Source organism: Desulfogranum aggregans, assembly GCF_055398265.1.
In genome coordinates, this window is the sequence record NZ_AP042447.1 from 2,483,543 (window position 1) to 2,504,444 (window position 20,902).

Sequence of the window (20,902 nt, forward strand, 5' to 3'; positions counted from 1 at the left end):
CGCTTACCCGAGCTGCCCTACAAAGAGTCCTATCCGCTGGAAAACCTTTTCCGCCCCCTTCCCCTGGACGATAATATGCCGGGTAAAGCTCATCAGCTCATACTCTTTCTGCGGGCTGGCAAGACGATCAAACAGACGCCGTGATCCTTTTCTCCTGACCACCGGATCGTTATCGGCATGAATAACTAGCGCCGGCACCTGTATCTGCTCGATTCTCTTGCCGAGTTCGTCCAGCAGGGTATCAACCTCCCTGATCCCTGAAACCGGGTTGCGCTGGTAGTTGATTTGGGGGTTTTCAGCGGCAAACTCAAGAAACGACTCGGCGGAATGACCGCCCCGGATTCGCTGCACCATCCGCCTCCAGGTATCGACAGGAGGCATGAACTGTTCGGAATAGTCTTTGAGCTGCAGCGGCGGGCCAACGGCAAACACTCCGGCGACCTCTGGTACTCGCGAGGCCAGATGAAAGGCCAGGCTGCCGCCGACAGATATCCCCCCGACAGCGACCCGACGGCAAGTATTGTTGAGCAGGGCATAACCGGCATCAACAGCCTCCACCCACCTGGCAGAACTGCACTCGGCCAGGTCGGCAGCACTGGTTCCGTGTCCTGGCAGCCGGAGGGCATACACCCAGTATCCCTGGTGATGGAGGTAGTCGGCCAACGCGTAAACCTCTCTGGGACCGGCCAGGTAACTGTGGATAAGCAGCACCCCGGTTCGCTTCTGCACACTGGGATAAAACAGTGGTTTTCCGATGGCAGGAGGCTGAATATCCTCTTCCGCCGACCATTTCTGCAATGCCTGCAGGTGCTGAAGCTTGGCCCTGCGCAGCAGGTAGCGTATCACACACATTTTAATCAGCACATCAGGCTGCCAGGCCAGAGAATAGAGGAATTTCTGCAGACTGCGCAACGGCTCGACTTCGTTGGCAATGACTTCGATGGGATTGTCAATTCGGCCTCGATGAAAACTGACCGGAGCGGTTAGTTGGCTGCGATCACGAACCAGCATATCCCCTTGCCTGGTAACAATCCCCTTTTCCTCGGCAAGGCGGAGGAAATTGATAAATTTCTCAAAACGATCGTCCACGATCAGATGTGCCTGGTCCTCCTGCAGGGATTTATGAAGAAAGAGACCGTGATTTTTTCGCTGCTGAAGAAGTGATGCAGCATAGAACACCCTTCGTTGGAGGTCTTTTACCCGGATTTTCTCATAAGGGTACATCCGTAAAAAAGAGGCAAAGAGGTGTTCATGGTTCACCGTGGTCATGGAGTAGATCGAATGCATGTACTGCTGCATGATCTGCCGCCCCATCTTCTGGATCGTTGCATTAAAGAAGGGGGTGGCTACAAAGGAGGTGAAATCCGATGCCAGCAGCTCCTTATCGTCTATTACCCGGGCAATGTGCTCTTGCATATCGATCGGTTGGCCGAAGCGAATATCCAGGTCAACACCGGCAAAGAGCATGGTCCCCTCGGTCATTATCTCTTCAATGACCCGCTCGGAGACCCCTTTGACCAATTTTTCCGCAAGGGCTGAGGCTATATTCTCGTGAGCCCTGAGCGGATAATAGGTCAGGTTGACCGGCACGATGCACGGGCTGACATTGCGCATGATCTCAATGGAATCCAGCCCGAGGAAATCCAGAGAGCAGGTAGCCTGGGGCGTCTTGTGCACGGCATGGAGCATTATGTATCTTCTAAACAGTTCGGCGCGCAATGCCAGTGTAGCAGCACCGGTATGCGGTTCACGGACGCCGTGAGGGTTAGTGACCATATACCGTCCACCATGCATGATCTTTTTTGTCTTGATCATGCTCCCCTCAGGAAAAATAATCCAATTTGCCTCTCCGGTCAGGAGGGTCTTGATCACCAGTTCATCGCGCTGCGGGTCCTTGGTGGAAACAGCTCCCACCATTTCAAGAAAATGTCCGAACCCGCTTTGGAACAGCTGGGCATTGGCCAATGACCATACTGGAATTCCGGTAAGGTTGAAAATATGATAGGGAAGGAGAAAGGTTTCGATGCGGGTGAAATGATTGATAACAAATATGGTGGGCTTGTCCGGGAGATTTTCTCTTCCATGAATGGCAATATTCGCCTTGGAAAAACGGGACAGCGTTTTTATGGCCATCCCGGTGGTGAGGTATGCTGAACGGTTCATCCACGGCTCCGCTGAGGATCACGCCTAACAATCGGGGAATACTTACAATATAGGAAGCGTTGCCGTATTGATCAAGGGCCGGGCCAGCCCTGCACAGGGTGGAAAAAAGGAGCGAGTTGATGGCAGGAAGTACGACTAGACCGGACCGCCCCTACGCGACGGCGGCCCGGCCTGAAGGGTATGGGACTCAGGGAAGTATGGGACTCAGGGAAGCTTGTTCTCTTCCGTTCCCTGGCCCTGTGACGGCTTCGGCTCCAAGGTTATCTCTCCGGCTGCAGCCCCGGCTTCCACCACTTCCCGAACCTTCTCCGGGGATAGATGCTGTTCGTCAACCTGCGGGACCTCGACAATCACCTTTCGGTGGGCATAATGAACGCCTTTTGCAGCCAGCGCTTCGGTAATGCGGCGGAAGGCCTCTCGGCGAATGAGAAATTGACGTCCAGGCTTGGCAGTAAATTTCACTCGTATAACCATCACCGAATTGGTAATCTCGTAGACGCCCTGGGATTTGACCGGCAGGATAAAATCCGGGCCGAGTTCCTCGTCCTGCAGCATAGCCTGACCGACTTTTTTGATGGTTTTGCGTACCAGTTCCACATCGGTATCGTAGGGAAACTCCAGATTGAACTTCACGACAATGCCGCCGCGCATGAAATTGGTAATTGATCCCAGCTCGCTGTGGGGAACAATCTGCAGCATACCCCGATGGTGGCGAAGCATGACGTTGCGAAGGGTGATATTTTCCACGGCGCCCTTGACCGATCCGGCCTGTATATACTCCCCTACCCGGAAGGCATCGTCCAGCAGATAGAAAACACCGGACAGCACATCACTGACCAGCTTCTGGGCGCCAAACCCAACCGCCAGACCGATGACTCCGGCACCAGCCAGCAGGGGTCCGATGTCCACCCCGATGGAGGACAGTACGATCAACGACACCATGACCATCAGGGTGGTGGCGATAAACTTGCGTATCATCGGCAGCAGGGTATAGGTCCGACCCAGTTGCCTGGTCGCACCGAACTCCCCACCGTCATCCGCCTCTTGTTCCTGCTCCTCGGGGAGCGACTCCTGGATCTTCCGTTCAATGAACCTGGATATATATCGCCAAACAAAGAGCGCCAGGGTGAGGGTAATGAGGATGTCAAAGGCCGCCTGCACGATATTGCCTGCCAACGGAAAATCCACCCCCCAGAGCGCCATCATCCACACAATGAGAATCAGCACGATAAAGGCACGGTAGGCCCGCAGCATGACAGTTATCAGGCGTCGCTCTTTCTCTTCCGGGCTGACGTACGCCTCGCCAAGCCTTTCCTGTTTCTCTGCTTCATCAGCCGCATCCCCTCGTAACTCCAGGGCAGTCACAATGGTTCCGACCAGCCATACCCCTATTCGATCAAAAAGGAGGTAAATGGGAACAATCAGTAGACTGATGATCAGGGCGCCGTTATCCTTACCGGTTCCGGTCAGTATGGTGTTGATCCAGATACTCCAGATAGCGAAGAGATACAGCAGGGCAAAAAAATGCCACATGGAGGCAAACTGGCGAAGTGCCCATGGAGCCTCCCGGTCGTCCCTTGCCGCGCATATCTGTCTGGCCACCGGTTCACGTATGAGAACAATCTTCACCGCAATCAGCAGCAGCAGACCGGTGCCAAGGACAGCCCCCAGGGCCAGGCGGGACCCTTGTGCCATGCCTGTGGACTCAAGAAAACTAAGCAGCATCAGGGCAGCTACAGTGTACCACACAAAAAACTGGAAGCCCCGATGCACTTGTGCTGCCAGCCGATCATCCAAGGGGAGAAGACGAAAGGCTGAGGAATCAGGGCTGCAGAGAAACCGGGAAATCAGCGACAGGCCTCTGCCGCCCACAATGGTACCGAGCAGCGCCATGAACGCAACGCGAAGCGATACCGCCTCATTGGCAAAAAGCAGGAAAAATACAATGGAGGCAAAAGCAAATGCAGTCAGGTGCATGACCGGCGGCAGCAGGCCTACCACTGCGCCCCAGAAGCGCCCCTCTCCATCATCACTGGCGGCGACTGGAGGATGGTAGATGGCTGTCCGGCCGGTAAGGCGTCGAAAAAACCATTCTGCCAGGCTCCCAAAGCCGAAGACAAGGGCCATGATCAACACATTGATGATCAGTTGCCCGAACCGTCCCTCGCCTATCTGCAGCACCGATCGCCCTAGTTCACCAGGGATACGCAGAAAAAACGGCAACAAACGTGCCCCGCCTCCATGATGCACTTCCTCCTTTTTGTCGAGGGCGTGGAGCCATTGATGCAGTCGTGTGCTCAGCCCCGAGGACGGTGTCTGTTGCACCGCTCTTGCATCAATATTCTCAGACAGCTTGCTTAATACCAGCGCTCGTATCTCACTGTCGCTGAGCCGGGCCACCATCGCTTCCACTTCCTGGGTACTTGTAGCAGCCTCCAGCCGTTGTTCTGTGTCCGACGCACCTGCATCCTCGCCCAGGACGGTTGCAGGGGGCGTTCCACACAGCATCAAAAGCACCAGTGGAAGCAATAGAACCAACCTGAAGCTGGCAATGTTGAACATCTCTCTCTCCTTACGGTCTCAAATGGTGGTGTGTGGGGGGGTAATGTATTTTCTGCTCCTGCTCAATGTGGTGCGTCCGTCTACCAGGATTATGTACGCTGCACTCCGGTCGATTGCTTTTCGCCAATCACCCGGAGCCCATTCTTAACGCTGGTTCAAGGAAAAATCTTACGGTGCGCGTCCCCTGAAATGAGGACGTTGATTGTTCAGGCGCCCATCGCTCTTTGCTGCTGGATTCTTCCTGAAGAAACATTTAAGGGCTTTTTCCGGACAGGGCCTGGTCACGATCCTCTTTGCGTATCCAGCCGCCTCCAAGGGCTTTGTACAAGCTGACGTAGGCATTGAGGTATTGCTGCTGCAGTTGAGAATGTTGCAAATCTGTCGAAAAAAGAGTCCGTTCGGTATCAAGTACTTCAAGATAGCTGCTCACGCCCTTGTCATATCGTTCTTTCGAGAGAAGGGTCGCATTTGCTGACGCTTGCAATTGACGTCGGATAGCCGCAAGTTCATTGCGATAGGTTTCGATTTCAACCAGGGCATCCTCCACCTCTCTAAACGCCGTAAGAACGGTATTTTCATACTGGAAAAGGGCCTGCTGGGTCCTCTGCTCCTGAACTTCCACGCGCCTCTTATTCTTATTAAAATCAACAATCGGTCCCAGCAATCTGCCGCCCACCGACCATACCCCGCCGTCAATGGTGATAGAGCCAAGTTCCGTGCTGGCCCCCCCCAGGGTCCCGGTAAGGGAAATTGCCGGCCAACGCAGGGCCTCGGCAACACCGATATTCTCTGTTTGCGCTTTCAGCAGATACATGGCCTGGTGTATATCCGGCCGACGCTCCAGGATTGCCGGCGGTAAGCCGACGGGAATCTCGGGAACCCGAAGTTTCTCCCCCCTTTTCGCCCCCACTGTAATGGGGCCTGGTAAGCGGCCAAGCAAAATGCTCAGGTTGTTCTCCGTCTTTGCAATGGATCGCTTGTACAGCGGAATGGCGGCAGCAGCGATCTCCCTCTGGATTTGTGCCTGATTGACGTCGAGTTCAGCTATTATCCCCTTGGTAAACCGTTGCTGAATGATCTCCAGGCTCGCCTCACGGGAAGCGAGTGTTTCTTGGGAAATATGCAGGCGACGATAAAAATCGAGCAGCTGATAGTAGTTGCTTACCACATCAGCAATCAATGTCAGCTGAATGCTTTTGAGACCGTATTCGGAGGCCATCAATTCAGCCTGCGCTGCTGCGGTTGAACGCCTGAACTTTCCCCAAAAATCCACCTCCCAGCTAACCGGCGCGGCGAGATAGACAGTAGAGTTTGTATCCTCGGAGCGAAAGCCGCCACTGAAGTTGCCGCTTGAAGCCCCTGCATCGATGTCGACACGCGGATATTGATCCGCCCGCACAAATCCGAGATTGGCACGTGCCTGTTCGATGCGGCTGACGGCGATTTGCAGGTCACGATTGTTGGCCAGAGCCGAGGTTACCAGGGCGTAGAGGGAGGGATCTTCAAAAAGCTCCCACCACTGAAGATCATCCACCGGATCAGCCGGCATGATCTGCGTACGGTACGCTTCGGGAGTGGGGGGTGAGGGGTGTATGAAATCAGGCCCCAGGGTGCAGGCCGAAAAAAAGAGCGGGAGAAGCAGAATGAGAAGAGTACTCCCCTTACCTGCTATTGTACGCGTATCCATGATCTCTATACCTGCTGCTCCTGCAGCTCTCGTTTTTTCTCGTATCCAGCAATTTTTCCGATGAACACAAAGAGCATGGGATAGAAAAATACTCCCAAAGATGTTGCAAGGACCATGCCCCCGAGCAGCGCCATCCCCATCACCACCCGTGCCTCTGCACCAGCCCCGGAGGCCATCACCAGTGGCAGGACGCCCAGAATAAAAGAAAAAGCGGTCATCAGGATCGGCCTGAAGCGTAATTTTGCGGCCTTGATGGCTGCGTCATAGAGGGACAAGCCCTTATGAAATTCGATGTTGGCAAACTCAACAATGAGAATCGCGTTTTTCGCGGCCATGCCGATAAGCATGATCAGGGCGATCTGGGCAAACACATTGAGCTCAAAACTGGTACTGGCCATACGCGCCAGATACAGTGCCCCAAAAGCACCAAACATGGCAAAGGGCGTGCCCAGCAGGATACTGAAGGGAAGCGTCCAGCTCTCATACTGGGCGGCAAGGATGAGAAAAACAAAAAGCAGGGAAAAAATCAAAACGATTCCTGCCGTGCCTGAGGACTTTTTCTCCTGAAAGGACATGTTACTCCAGGCATAGCCCATATCTGCAGGCAGGGATGCAGCAGCAACCTCTTCCAGCGCGTTCAGCGCCTGGACAGAGGTATACCCCGGAGCAGGACCGCCGGTTAACTCAATGGCACGGTACAGATTAAACCGATTGGTAAAGTCCGGCCCGGCAATATCCTTGATGGTGACAAAGGCACTCAATGGTACCAGGTCGCCTTTTCCGTTCTTTACAAAAAAGGAGTTGATCTTGTCTTCACTGAGCCGGTATTCGGGCTCGGCTTGAATGTACGCCTTGTAGAGTCGACCGAATCTGTTGAAATCGTTGACATAGGAGCCGCCAAGAAAGGCGCCGACCGTTGTATAGATATCGTTGAGCGATATGCCGGCCTTGAGCACCTTATCACGGTTGATTTCCATATAGCGTTGTGGAACCGAGGCGCGAAAGGTGGTGAAAATGGAACCGATTTCCGGACGCTTCATCGCGGTCTCGATAAATGCCGCAGTCTGGCTGGCCAAATATTCAGGTGTATTGCCTGCTCGATCCTGCATCATCATGGTAAAGCCGGAACCATTCCCCAGCCCGGGAATCGGCGGCGGTCCGAAGGCAAAAACCTGTGCTTCGTTGACCTGGGTGAAAAATTCACGATTCAGCTCTTCTACAAGCGCATTGGCGGTTTTCTCTCGCTCGCTCCAATCTTTGAGCGAGACAAAAACAAAACCGGCATTGGACGACATGCTGCCTGAAATAAGACTGAAACCAGTGGCCGCTGTAATGAATTCGACCTCTTCATGTTTACCGATGATCTCTTCAACCTTTTTGACCACCACATCTGAACGCTGCAGAGAGGCGGCATCCGGCAGTTGGACATTCACCATCAGGTAGCCCATATCCTCACTGGGCATAAATCCTCCGGGTAAAACCTTACCGAGAACAGCCAGGCCTCCGGTAAGGATGACCATGAAGGTCAGCCCCATGGCAATCTTGCGGGTGACCACCTTAGTCAGGCCGGTATAGCCATTGGTGGTTTTATCAAAAACCGCATTGAAGCCACGGAAAAAGGCGCCGAGCGGCCCGCCTACCGGTTGTTGCTTACGCAGTAGCAGGGCACACAGTGCAGGGCTCAAGGTCAGGGCATTTATCGAAGAGAAAACCACCGAGACAGCAACCGTGATGGCAAATTGCTGATATAGCTGGCCTGTGATGCCCCCCATGACCGCAACAGGAATGAAGATCGCCACCATCACCAGGGTGGTGGCGATAACCGGGGCGGTCACCTCGCGCATGGCTGCCCGGGTGGCTTCCCCCGGCGACATACCCGCCTCGATATTGACCTGAACGGCCTCCACCACGACGATGGCATCATCGACGACAATACCAATAGCCAGTACCAGGCCCAACAAGGAGAGCACATTGATGGTAAAGCCAATGAGTGGAAAGGCAATAAAGGCGCCGAGCAGAGAAACGGGAATGGCAATGGTGGGGATGAGGGCCGCCCGCCAATCCTGTATAAAAACATAAACAACCAACACCACCAATGCCAGGGCAATGAAGAGGGTTTCGATGATTTCTTCAATACCGGCAGTAATGGCAGTGGTGGTATCAAGAGAGATATCGTAGCGCATTCCCTTGGGAAAGGACGCGGATAGTTGGGCCATGGTTTCCTGCACCTGCTCCGCCAGCGCAACTGCATTGGAACCTGGTGCCTGGTACAGAGCGATCATGGCACAGGGTTGAGCATTCAGACGGGTGAAGGCATTGTAGGTTTCCACCCCCAGCTCGACCCTGGCAATATCTTTGAGTTTTACCTGGGCTCCCTCCGAAGTGGTGCGAATGACGATCTCGCCGAATTGCTTTTCGCTCTGGAGTCGATCGGGCAGACGAACAGTGTAGGTGAACTCGTTGCCCGGGGGCGCCGGCTCGGCACCGAATTTCCCTCCCGGGACCACCACGCTCTGCGCCCGGATGGCATCAAGTATTTCCGGTACCGAAATACCCAGATACGCCAATCGATCAGGTTTTACCCAGATGCGCATTGAATAGTCACTGGCTCCGATGACATTGACCCTGCCTATCCCCTTGATGCGGGCAAGAATATCCTTGATGTTGATCAGGGAATAATTGCCGAGAAACTGCTGATCAAAACGGGGATCATCTGCGGTCAGGGAGATCAGCATGAGGATATTGGGCAGAGACTTTTCAGTGGTGACTCCCAGGCGCTTCACCTCTTCAGGCAGTTTGGCCGTTGCCGCTGCAACCCGATTCTGGGTAAAGACGGTATTCATATCAGGGTCTGTACCCACCTCGAACGAGACCTGGATCGTCATGGTCCCGTCGTTGGCATTGGTGGATTTCATGTAGATCATGTTGTCCACACCGTTGATCTGCTGCTCAAGCGGTGTGGCAACCGACTGTTCAACGCTTACGGCATTGGCCCCTGTATAGGTGGCTCTCACCTCAACAATGGGGGGAGTAATATCCGGGTACTGCTCCATAGGCAACCCACTGAGGAATACCACCCCGACAATGACCATAAAAATGGCCATAACCATGGCCACTATGGGCCGTCGTACGAAAAAATCACCCATGGCTGATCACTTCTTCCCCAGATCTGTTGAATTGATTTCCACGACGGTTGGATTGACGACAATGCCGTCTTTTGCCTTTTGCAGTCCCTCGTACACCACCATCTCCCCTGGCTCGAGCCCCTCTTCAATCAGCCAGAGAGAACCGACTTTTTCTCCCACCTTGATTTCCCTGGTTTCGACCTTGTTTTCCCCGTTCACCACCAACACGTTAAAAAGACCCTGTATTTCAATGACACAGCGTTGGGGGATCAAGATGGCATCATTCAACTCCTCCACCAGGGAACGTACAACGGCAAACTGCCCCGGTCGCAATAATTTCTCCGGATTAGGAAAGGATGCCTGTACCATGATGGCACCGGTGGCCGTGTCCACCTCTCGGTCTATAAAATCAGCGTGCCCCTTGTGGGGGTACACCTCTCCATTAATCAGGATAAGTTCGAGGTTGGCCTCCCGCTGTTCCGGTTCGACCTCCTCTGTCTCGGCTATATAGCTGGCCAGGGCCAGGTACTGGGTTTCGGTGATGAAAAAATGGACAAGAATGGTATCCACCTGGGACACCGTATTGAGGATGACCGGGTTTGGGTCTTTACCGACAAAGTCGCCGACTTTGGCTTTGGTCCTGCCAATGATGCCATTGATGGGTGAGTAGATTTTGGTGTACCCGAGCTCTATCTGCGCAGAACGCAACTGCGCCTTGGCTGCATCAAGCGAAGAGAGGGTGGCCTCATAGGCGGCAACCGCCGCATCGAGGTCACTCTGACTGACGGCATTTATTGCCGCAAGGGGCCGGATCCGATCCAGATCGCCCTTATTTTTTGCCAGAATGGTCTGCACTTCAGCGACCTGGCTCATCCTGGTAGCAACCTTTTCCTCAAACGGCTGGCTTTCCAGGGTGTACAGCAAGGCGCCCTTTTCCACCTCTGACCCTTCCTGGAAATGAATGCCCTCGAGAAAGCCCTCCAATCGTGCGCGGATAGCGATGTCCTTTAGCCCTAAGGTCTGGCCGACAAATTCTTTAAAAAGAGGGAGTTGACGAGGCTGGGTCGTAACCACAGAAACGTCTGGAGGCGGGGGCGGGGCTGGAGTTTGCTTCTCCCCGCTGCAGGCGAAGAGCAAAGAGGTCAGGCAAGCAATCAAACCAATGGCTGTTAATCTCATGGTGCCTTCTCTGGGTAATACTGAAATGTTATTAAAGCACAGTCATCTACCAGGCGGAACAACAGGGAATAGATACTCCGCAGTGGTAGAGTATTTGCCGCAAACCATACCATTGCAAGAACAAGAATGATTCCATAAGTTACAATGTATTCCCGAATATACAACGAAAACCATCGACCCATGAAAAAAATCACTGGCCGACGGAATCTGCGGTGGGGAGCCGTACATTTACCCCGGGGTATGGTTGTCCTCACCCGCCTCTTTTGCTGCCCGCAGTCTCGGCAGGCACACCAAGGCCACCGCCAGCAAAACGACGATCAGGTACCAGGGAAACCATCCCATGGAGAGACGAAACGCCTCATTTTCCACCATCTCGCCAGACCATTGCGGATGCACCCCCCCTTGCTGTACACGCAGGTACTGTATCAGGCCTGCATAGAGGATACCAATCACACCGTAGGCGCCATTAAAGGCCAACCCCTTGAAGCTGAGCACTGTCGCCCGCTGGTCGGATGCGGTTATTTCGTTGAGATAATTGCTGGTAAAAAAAGAGGTCAGCATCATGCCCACAAAAACGAACATCATGGGCAACAGCCCGAAGAAGGGGATAAACAACGGCAGCAGGAATAAGGTGCCTATGGTCAGCACGGCAAGGACAAGCAGGTTGCCGGTCATGGAGATACGATCGGTCATCCATCTCGCTACCCGAGGGACCAACAGGCCAAGAAATGCCACCGCGGAGCCCAACAGGCCAAAGCTTGCCTCTGGCAGATCGATCAGGCGGTAATATTGACTGGTCATGGTCACGATCATCCGCAGGGTATGATCAAAGGTCATGGCGAACAGGATAATGGCCAACGCCAGGGGCGTATGGAGAATCCAGCCACCGGAACGCAGAGTAGTGCGGGTCATGTCCATGATGCTCAACCGCTGCTGCCCGTTTGTCTCCCCCTGGCTCGCGACTTCCGGATCGCGCATGCGCATGGTCGTCAACCAGGCCAAAATGCCCAGCACCAGGGTGAGGTATATCGGAAAACGCATGGTCACCTGCTGATCCACACTGATGGATACCCCGAGCAGGTGGAGCAGCCGGTTGACCATGCCGGGATCGTAGACCGCCGCCCCCAGGGTCATGGCAAAAATATAACCAAGGTTCTGCGCCCGCATCTGCAAGTCAAGCACTTTGGACCACTCCTGGCGAATACCGGCCTCGACCAGGGTATCATAAGCCATGGCTTCGTCAGCACCGCTCGCCATGGCCTCGGCCAGACCACTGAGTATTCTGTTCAACAGAAAAGCGGAAAAAACAATGGTACCGTTGCCAAGAGGGACAAAGGCAATCAGGGCCATCTCGGCGATCATAAACAGGGTCGTCCCCACCAACAGACGTTTTCTGCCGATCAGATCAGCAACCACTCCCAAGGGGACTTCCGCGAGAACGATGGTAAATGCCCAGACGGTGTTAAGCAGGGCAAACTGCTCCAGCGTCAGCCCGTAGTCCAGAAAAAGAATGGTAAAAACCGGATAGTAAAATCGGGCATTGAACAGTACCCTGAACAGGAGAAACAGTCGAATGTTGGGAAGGTGAAACGGTGAAACAGCAGCATTCATGGTCTTTCCGCGGAAAAAAGTGGAAAAGTTTCTGCAAGGCGGTCATCAGGCGCCGGCACATGAGCCGAGACCGATAAGATTTCTCCCATCATACCCATTTCCCAAGCGAAGACCAGTGAAAAAGCCGCTCTGGTAGGCAAAGGGGAAGCGGCATTGAATCTATTGGACTAATCCCTGACGCTTCTATATACTGTTACCGATAGGTGATGAAGAGTCATCCTCCTATCAACAGGACAACGGCATTGCCGCCTGCTGCATTGCCATCCGGGTATCTCCCGTACGGTGGCGGCCATATACACCCTGCACCTGGTATTACAATTCGTTCATGCGCTTTTTCCACCATCCATCCGTGCGTCGATTCACTTTCGTCACCATGGTGTCGGCATCGCTCCTGAGCCTCCTCGCTCTTCTTTTCTATGCTGTCCTCTGGTTTCATGAGCCCTCTGCTTCCCACAATCAATCAAGACAACTCCAGGCGCTTGCGCAAACGCTTGAACGACAGCTGACAACTTCCGTTCACACGGCCCAGCGCAATTATCTCCGCACCACTGCCGCCAATACGCTTGCATCCCTCCGGGCCATAGATTTACAGGCGAAAACAGGCGCCCTTTCGCAGGATGAGGCAAGATGGCTTGCCCGTACATTTATTTCCTCGGCCCCCTCCCCGCCCAATACCTATTCCTTTGCCTACGACGAGCGTCAAATCATCCGTGCCCACCCCATTGAGGAGATGCTGGGCAGCACACTTGATCAGCGCCTTGTAGACATGCATGGGCAGCATGCACAGAAATCAGTCTACACGTTTACCGACCGGCACGATGAAGCCGACAGCGGGATACCGGTTGCCATGCTTGGCTACTCAACCGTTTTTTCCCCGTGGCAATGGCACCTGGTCACCGCCATCCCGCTTGACAATGCCACCGCCTTTATATCTCTGCAGGATATCCGGTCAATGATAGAGCAATCTCCACTCTACCAGGACTACCAGGTTGTCGTTTTTTTCAAGGACGGAACAATCTGGACGGCCGACCCGGATGCCTCTGCAGACAACCCGGCAACGATGGAGGAGTATTCAGCGCTCACCAAAACCCTTTGGGCAAGAAAAAACGGTTTACATACCTACAAGTGGATTGATGCACAAAACAGCACGCCCCTGACCAGGAACATCGCCTATAGAGAAATCCACGCACTCAACCTGATTGTCGCTGTTTCCGCCGAACACATGCCTTCAGCGCTCACCTTTATCGTGAACCAAAACGGCCTTCCGGCTGCGGTCCTGCTGACCCTGCTCACCATCGGTTTAATTGGCTTTCTCGCCAGCCGGCTGCTTTCCCGGCCTATTGTCCAGCTCTCCAGGGAGCTTGCCACCTGCGCCGCAGAAACACACCCCTCCTCCATTCCGGGATGGAGCCCCAGGGAGATACAGCGTGCCGGCCATCACTTCAACACCGTGGTTGAGCAACTTCTCCACACGCAACAGCAACTAAACGAAGAGCAACGTACCAGTGAAACGGTCTATGAACAGCTCCGCAGCGAAATCGTCACCCGCAAAGAAACCCACCAAAAACTTTTGGCCGAGATCTCAACCCGCAAAAGTGCGGAAAATTATCTCCAGCTCTTTAAAAATATCTTTGACCATGCCATAGAAGGCATAATCATTACCGATAACCAAGCCCGCATACTCACGGTCAACCAGTCGTTTACAGATATAACCGGCTATCTTCCCGACGAAGTGATCGGTAAGAACCCAAGCATCCTGAGCTCTGGACAGCAGTCGGAAAATTTCTACCGGAAAATGTGGCAATCCCTGGAGGAAAAAGGATCATGGTTTGGTGAAATCGTCAATCGCAAGAAAGATGGTACAATCTGTCCGGAATGGCTTTCCATCAGCCAACTGAAAGACAGCAACAACCGAATCACCCATTATTTTGCCTTTTTCCACGATATCACCGAATTGAAGGAAAAGGAAAAACAGATATCCTTCATGGCCTACCGGGATGCGCTCACCCTGCTGCCCAATCGGGCTGCGCTTGAAGCTCGCCTGGCAAAGGCCATCTCCAAGGCAAAGAGGGAGGGCTCGGTCCTAGCGGTTCTTTTCATCGACCTGGATAATTTCAAAAACATCAACGACACCCTGGGGCATGACAAGGGTGATGAGGTATTGATTCAGGTAGCCGAACGGATCAATCAGACCATACGTAACGAAGATACGCTCTCCCGACTCGGCGGAGACGAGTTCATCCTGCTCAGCGAATCCATTGAAAACGAAAGCGGTATTTTCCACCTTGCCTCGCGCATCCTTGCCTGCCTCAAAGAACCGTTTACCATTGGTTTCAGCGAATTATTCATTAATGCCAGCATCGGGATCGCTACCTACCCCAACGATGGTAAAAACACCAACGAATTAATTAAAAATGCCGATATGGCCATGTACCGGGCAAAAAATGAGGGGAAAAATAAATTTGTGCTCTTTACCCAGGAAATGCACGAAAACTTTCTCACCCATGTCCGCATTGAGAACTCCATTCGAACCGGGCTCCTGAAACGTGAGTTTATCATCTACTACCAGCCGAAAATAGAGATTTCCACCCAAAAGGTAACCTCTTTTGAGGCCCTTATCCGCTGGAATAAAAACGGCCTGATCATCGGGCCGGACAAGTTCATCCCCGTTGCGGAGGAATCAGGCCTGATTGACAAAATGAGCCTCTATGTCCTTGAAGAGGTGTGTACGTTCCTCAACAAACTCCAGGCCAAGCACCTCCGTATTCTCCCGGTGAGCGTCAACATGGCCCCTCGCACATTCAACAACCTTGAAATTGTTGAGACCATAGACGATATCCTTGACAAGCATAACATTGACCATAAATATATAGAATTCGAGATCACCGAGACCACAGCCATGCAGGACATCCAGCACACGCTCAGCACTATGCATCGCTTTCGTCAACGGGGGATCAACTTCTCCATTGATGATTTCGGCACCGGCTATTCATCCCTGAGCTACCTGAGCGAAATGCCGGTCTCTACCCTGAAAATAGATAAGCGCTTTGTCAATGCGGAAGACAACCACAGCAGAAGTATTGTATCAACAATCACCGCAATGTCCCGGCAGATGCAGCTCAAAGTGGTTGCCGAAGGTGTTGAAACAGCCGAGCAGCTTGAATGGCTGCGTACGCTCGGCTGCAATGAGGCACAGGGCTACTACTTCGCCCGCCCCATGCCTGAGCAGGAAACCGTTCCTTTTTTCGACCAGGCAGCGCTCCCGCTTATGGAGCGGTAGCAAAGCCGGGAGTGGAACCGGATCGACCTGCGCTATGCACAGATGCCAGCCGCTGGTTGACAATGTCTGGAAACAAGGCGTTCCGACTGCATCTGGCCGATCGCCACTCCTCCCTTGTTTCCTCCGGTCGACCTCGTGAACCTCGTTTCTTCGCCATCAGCCAGCCCGATTACAGCGTGCCCTGGATGCGATCTGCTGATCGCCGATGTGGATGTGCTCCCTCACCATACCCAACTCTGTCCGCGCTGCAATGAGGTACTGCACCGGGATAAACACAACCCCGAGCTGAAGACGTTTGCCCTGAGCCTGACCGGCCTGCTGCTCTACCTTCCGGCAATGTTCACCCCGTTGCTCACCATGTCCATCCTGGGTAATGGGTCGGCGACCTCTCTTTTTTCCGCCTGCTGCAATCTCTTTGCTCAGCACCAGTATTTTGTCGGTCTGATGGTTCTGCTGACCGCCCTCCTCCTTCCACTGTTCACCCTGGCGGCCGTCTGTATGGTGAGCGGCGGGCTCCTGTTCAACAGGCGGTGGCCATGGATGCCGTGGCTGTTCAGGCATTACACCCATTTTCGAGAGTGGGCCATGACGGATGTCCTCCTGGTCGGCATACTGATCACTATCATCAAGATGGCTCACTCCGCGGAAATATCTTATAATCTCGGTTTTTTCTGCTTTATTGCCCTGGTCGTTGCTACGGTCGCCTCCCAGACGGTCGTCGACCGCAAACGATTCTGGTCGTTAATGGATTCTTCCTCAGCACCGACAAACGCATCCCCTGGACAAGAGGCTGCATTGGACTTTTCGCCCACCCCGGAGAAGGTGCCACATATAACCTGCCACACCTGCCATAAGGTAATGTGGTCGGATGCTCAGCCACCCTCGGGATACCCCACCCGCTGTCCTCGATGCAGAGAAAAACTTCATTACCGCAAACGCAACAGTATCGCCCGTACCTGGGCCCTTCTCTGCACAGCCATCATCTTTACCTTCCCAGCCAATCTCCTGCCGATTATGGAGGTTGAATATTTCGGTTTACCAGAGCGTTCAACCATCATAGATGGCATTGTCTATTTTTTTCAGGACGGCTCATACGGCATAGGGCTTATCATCCTTACCGCATCCATACTGGTTCCGCTTTTCAAGATCCTGGGCCTGCTGATCATTTTACTCTCGATTCATTTTCATTGGCACAGGGGCTTGCGCCACAAGGCGGCCATGTTTCGATTGATCGAATTCATCGGCCGCTGGTCCATGCTAGACATCTTTGTCATCGCCCTGCTCTGCGCCCTGGTCAAGTTTGGCTTTCTCTCGACCATAACCACCGCGCCAGCTGCTTTTCATTTTACCTGTGTTGTCCTCTCCACCATGCTTGCTGCCCTCACTTTTGACATGCGCCTGCTCTGGGATGACGCTCATTCATTGTAGGGAAAATCACCATGCACCAACCACGGCAACGGAAAAAACGCATCTTCTCCCCCATCTGGATTCTTCCGTTCGTTGCTCTCTGCATCGGCAGCTGGCTGCTCTATACAAGTTTTCGCGACGCTGGCATTGACATCCACGTTCATTTTGCCAATGCCAAAGGCATTACCCCCGGAAAAACAAAGGTCATTTTCAAAGGTATTCCAGTGGGGACGGTACGGGCCATAGCCATTGATGACGACATGGAAGGGGTTGACCTGGTCATAAAAATGGAAAACCGCGCCCGCCCGCTGCTGGTGAAGGACACGGCCTTCTGGATTGTCAAAGCAGAGGTTTCCGCCGGACGCGTTAGCGGACTGGAGACCTTGCTCGGTGGTTCCTACATCGCTGCCCAGCGCGGCACTGCAACCGAGAAAAGCACCAGGTTTGAAGGCCGCAGCACGCCACCGCCGCTAGGTCCAGCCACCCCCGGCCTTCGCTTTACCCTGGAGTCCGACACCCTCTACTCACTCCAACGCGGCTCCAACATCTACACTAAAAATCTGCAGATCGGCCATATTGAAGACTATACGCTTCAAGCGGACGGCAAAATCCTTTTCCATGCCTATGTGCAGCCCCAATTTACCCACCTGATTAAAAACGGTACCCGTTTCTGGAATTCCAGCGGCCTCTCCCTAACAGGCAATCTGCGCCAGGGGATGACCGTGAATATCCAGTCCCTGGCATCGCTGCTGTATGGCGGCATAACCTGCGACACCCACCCATCCCTGGAACATACCGCATCGGCCTCGGAAAACAGCCATTTCACCCTGTACAAAGATTTTGAAGCTGCCGAATATGGAATCAACATGACCCTGCAGCTCACATCGGGCGACGGTATTGTCCCAGGAAAAACAGAGGTTCGATATCGGGGGCTGCGGGTGGGCGTGGTCAAGGATCTCACTATCAATCAAGACAGTTTTCATACGGTTACAGCCAATATTCTGCTGGACCCCCGAGCTGAGGTCATTTTACGCGAATCAACCAGATTTTGGGTCATAAAGCCCGTAGTCGGCATTACGGGCATTGATAATCTGGAAACCCTCCTGGGCGGCAACTTCATAACCTTCAAGATTGGCGCCGGCGAATTTCAACATCACTTTACTGAGGAGCCAGACCCCATGCCCAGTCAGCTCGTTCGTGAAGGGACGACCTTTTCCCTCGAGGCGTCGAACAGCGGCTCACTGAAGGTTGGCGCACCGGTTCTCTACAAACAACTCAAAGTGGGAGAAATCATAGACATAACCCTTGAACCGGTAACAAGCAACGTGCGCATCAACATTCGGATTTTTGCACCGTACGACACGCTGGTACGCTCACAAACCGTTTTCTGGAACGTATCCGGAGTCCAGATCGATGGCAGTCTCTCCTACTTCAAGGTCAATCTTGCCTCCCTGCAGTCCATGCTTGCAGGCGGGATAGCCTTTACCACCCCTCCCCACCTTGCAGGCGCGCAGGTACCGCCCCCTGTGGAAAACCAGACCTTTTTCCTGTACGACAACTACCGTTCTGCGGTCAGGGCCAATGATCGGCTCCTGCCCGAAGGGCTGCAACTCACTATTCTTGCCGAAACCATGCCGTCACTGACTATTGGCTCACCAATTCTCTTTACATCGGTCCAGGTGGGTGAGGTCATTGATTTCCACCTCACCCCGCATTCAAGCAAGGCGGCCATCAAAATCTTTATCGAACAAAAATATGCCCACCTTGTCCATTCCGGGTGCAGATTTTATAATGTTTCCGGGCTGCAGGTCCGGGCATCTCTTCGCGGGCTGGAAGTGGAGGCTGGCTCCCTTGATTCAATACTTTCCGGCGGCCTGGCCTTTCTCGCGGAGGATCAGGGTGTACCGGCAGTCGACCACCAGCAGTTTCCGCTGTTTGAAAGCCTGACCGCAGCCTCTCATGCCGATGATATTCGCCTTGAGCTGACCCTCTCCACCGCCTCAGGCATCACCGACCAGACCAGAATCACCTGCAAGGGTATTCCTATAGGCCAGATTGACAAGGTTGAACTCGCCTCGGATGCCTCAACGGTACATGCCACCGCGTATGTTTCGCCGGAGACAGCCAACCTTTTTCGTACCGGGTCAACCCTGGCCCTGGTTCGACCGGAGGTGAGTCTTCGCGGGGTGAGGCATCTTTCCTCTCTGTTGACGGGCCCAACCATTGCCGTCCACCCCGGCCACGGGGCTCTGCAGACCAGCTTTCATGTCCAGGAACGGCCGACATCGCCCCGGGAACCGTTGCCCGGATTAAATATTATCCTGGAGGCCTCTCGCCTCGGTTCTCTCTCCCATGGCAGCCCGGTATATTACCGGCAGGTGAACATCGGCCGGGTAACCGGGTTCACCCTCTCCCCTACCAGTCAATCGGTGTGGATACGCGTGAACATCATGCCCGAATATCGACAGCTCGTGTATACAGGATCAAAGTTCTGGAACGCCAGTGGAGTACAGATCAGCGGCGGGCTGTTCAATGGAGTACAGGTCAACACCGAATCGGTGGAGACACTTGTGCGAGGAGGGATTGCCATGGCCAGCCCTGAACGGTCAGACCTGGGCTCCCCGGCCAGGAACGGCGACCATTTTCCCCTGGCGGAAAAAGGAAAACCCGAATGGCTTACCTGGAGCCCCATATTGCCGCCGCACGCTGCCGAGCACTCAGCCACCGGGGAGAACGTCCCTGATAAACCGCCGATAAGCGGAGGGGAAGATACTGCTGACGCCTACCTCTGACCTGGATCATGGCAGGAAAAAGCCTGCGTTGTACACCTGCCCGTTCTTTGGGAATAAAGCCGCAGCGCTGATCAAGAACCCAGCATCACCTCGCTCTGCCCCTGTACGGTCCGTGAACGCTCAGTGATTGAGCACCGTGCCCGACGCTTATGCGGATCGCTTCACCTCTTCTGGAAAGAGAAAATTACTGACCAATGCAAGCAATATTGCAAAACCAATAGCCGCCACACCGAGGAGAACATTATAGTAGACTGGCGCCACCAAGGCGATGCGAATCATCAAGGTGGCCAGCGCATAGCCGGAATTACGGAACACAAATTTTGCAGAGGGATGGAAGCACTGGGAAATAAGGACGATGAGAATATCAGTCAGGATCAGCAGCGTATAAAAGCCATGAAAGAATTCCGTATGTTCGCCCTCAACATGGGTGCGCAGGAGAGAGTATCCCCCCATACAAACAAAAGCGCCGAGCAGCAGCAGGGATATCCCTTTTTTGGCGGCCACAAAACCCAGAATATCCATAGGCCGGCTCCTCTCTTCCGCTCGGACCTGTATCTTGTAGTACACGCCAAGCAGGGCGAAAATCAACAGTGCGCCAAATCCATCGGAAAGGATGTGAAGGATTTTCTCTTCATTTCCCAGGTAGGTGATCGGCTCGGGGAAGTAGGACAGTTCCTTGAAGGCATTGCGAATAAGAATGAGAGAGAGAATTTCAAATTGTTTGCCCAGGGACCGTGAAAAAGAACAGGGCAGGACAAAAATCAGGCTGATCACCTCCAATACCAGAATGATGGAGAAAGCCATCTGCACCGCAAAAAAATGGTTGGCCGGTAAAAGAACGCCTATTGATGCGGGGAAAAAGTGCTGCCGGTTGAGTTCTATGACCAGCAGACTCGCCAGAAAGAAGACCACCAGGGCGGCGGACAGCTTACGATGGAGATTCTCGTGCTCGTAAAAGGCGTGCAGAGGATCAAAGAGATAGGTGATCCGCTCATAGATACTGTGCATGAAAAACAGGACCGTTTCAGGGGTTGACCAATCGCTGGTGAGTGGTGTGCATGTCGTCTGCTTTGCCTACATTCATCTGTAACCATCT

General features: G+C 53.6%; 10 protein-coding genes. 3 read left to right on the forward strand and 7 right to left on the reverse strand.

The genetic code is table 11. The features are described 5' to 3' along the window. Positions 1–3: 3 nt before the first annotated feature. From ACZ52Z_RS11020 to ACZ52Z_RS11045, 6 genes are all read right to left on the reverse strand, one after another. Complete coding sequence (locus ACZ52Z_RS11020; RefSeq protein ID WP_464266839.1) at positions 4–2,163, reverse strand: alpha/beta fold hydrolase; 2,160 nt, start codon at positions 2,161–2,163, stop codon at positions 4–6. 204 nt (positions 2,164–2,367) lie between these two features. Continuing rightward, the gene (locus ACZ52Z_RS11025) at positions 2,368–4,725 is read right to left on the reverse strand and encodes a mechanosensitive ion channel family protein (RefSeq protein WP_464266840.1); all 2,358 of its coding nucleotides are present in this window, start codon (positions 4,723–4,725) and stop codon (positions 2,368–2,370) included. 253 nt (positions 4,726–4,978) lie between these two features. Next, entirely contained in the window at positions 4,979–6,412 is a 1,434-nt protein-coding gene (locus ACZ52Z_RS11030) for an efflux transporter outer membrane subunit (protein ID WP_464266841.1), read from the reverse strand. A gap of 5 nt (positions 6,413–6,417) precedes the next feature. Continuing rightward, entirely contained in the window at positions 6,418–9,558 is a 3,141-nt protein-coding gene (locus ACZ52Z_RS11035; protein ID WP_464266842.1) for an efflux RND transporter permease subunit, read from the reverse strand. A gap of 6 nt (positions 9,559–9,564) precedes the next feature. After that, a complete protein-coding gene (locus ACZ52Z_RS11040; protein WP_464266843.1) occupies positions 9,565–10,716 on the reverse strand; it encodes an efflux RND transporter periplasmic adaptor subunit in 1,152 nt (383 codons plus the stop codon). Positions 10,717–10,944: 228 nt separating this feature from the next. Beyond that, entirely contained in the window at positions 10,945–12,327 is a 1,383-nt protein-coding gene (locus tag ACZ52Z_RS11045) for an MFS transporter (protein ID WP_464266844.1), read from the reverse strand. Positions 12,328–12,676: 349 nt separating this feature from the next. Here ACZ52Z_RS11045 and ACZ52Z_RS11050 point away from each other — a divergent pair, with 349 nt between their 5' ends. From ACZ52Z_RS11050 to ACZ52Z_RS11060, 3 genes are all read left to right on the forward strand, one after another. Beyond that, positions 12,677–15,607: an EAL domain-containing protein gene (locus ACZ52Z_RS11050; RefSeq protein WP_464266845.1), complete on the forward strand. Its 2,931-nt coding sequence runs from the start codon at positions 12,677–12,679 to the stop codon at positions 15,605–15,607. 135 nt (positions 15,608–15,742) lie between these two features. Next, positions 15,743–17,035 (forward strand): paraquat-inducible protein A, encoded by a 1,293-nt coding sequence (locus tag ACZ52Z_RS11055; RefSeq protein WP_464266846.1) that lies wholly within the window; start codon positions 15,743–15,745, stop codon positions 17,033–17,035. An 11-nt stretch (positions 17,036–17,046) separates the two neighbouring features. Then, the gene (locus ACZ52Z_RS11060; protein WP_464266847.1) at positions 17,047–19,806 is read left to right on the forward strand and encodes a PqiB family protein; all 2,760 of its coding nucleotides are present in this window, start codon (positions 17,047–17,049) and stop codon (positions 19,804–19,806) included. 147 nt (positions 19,807–19,953) lie between these two features. Here ACZ52Z_RS11060 and ACZ52Z_RS11065 read toward each other — a convergent pair whose 3' ends face one another. After that, positions 19,954–20,814 carry a hypothetical protein gene (locus ACZ52Z_RS11065; protein ID WP_464266848.1) on the reverse strand — a complete coding sequence of 287 codons (861 nt, stop codon included), beginning with the start codon at positions 20,812–20,814 and terminating at the stop codon, positions 19,954–19,956. Positions 20,815–20,902 lie beyond the last annotated feature (88 nt).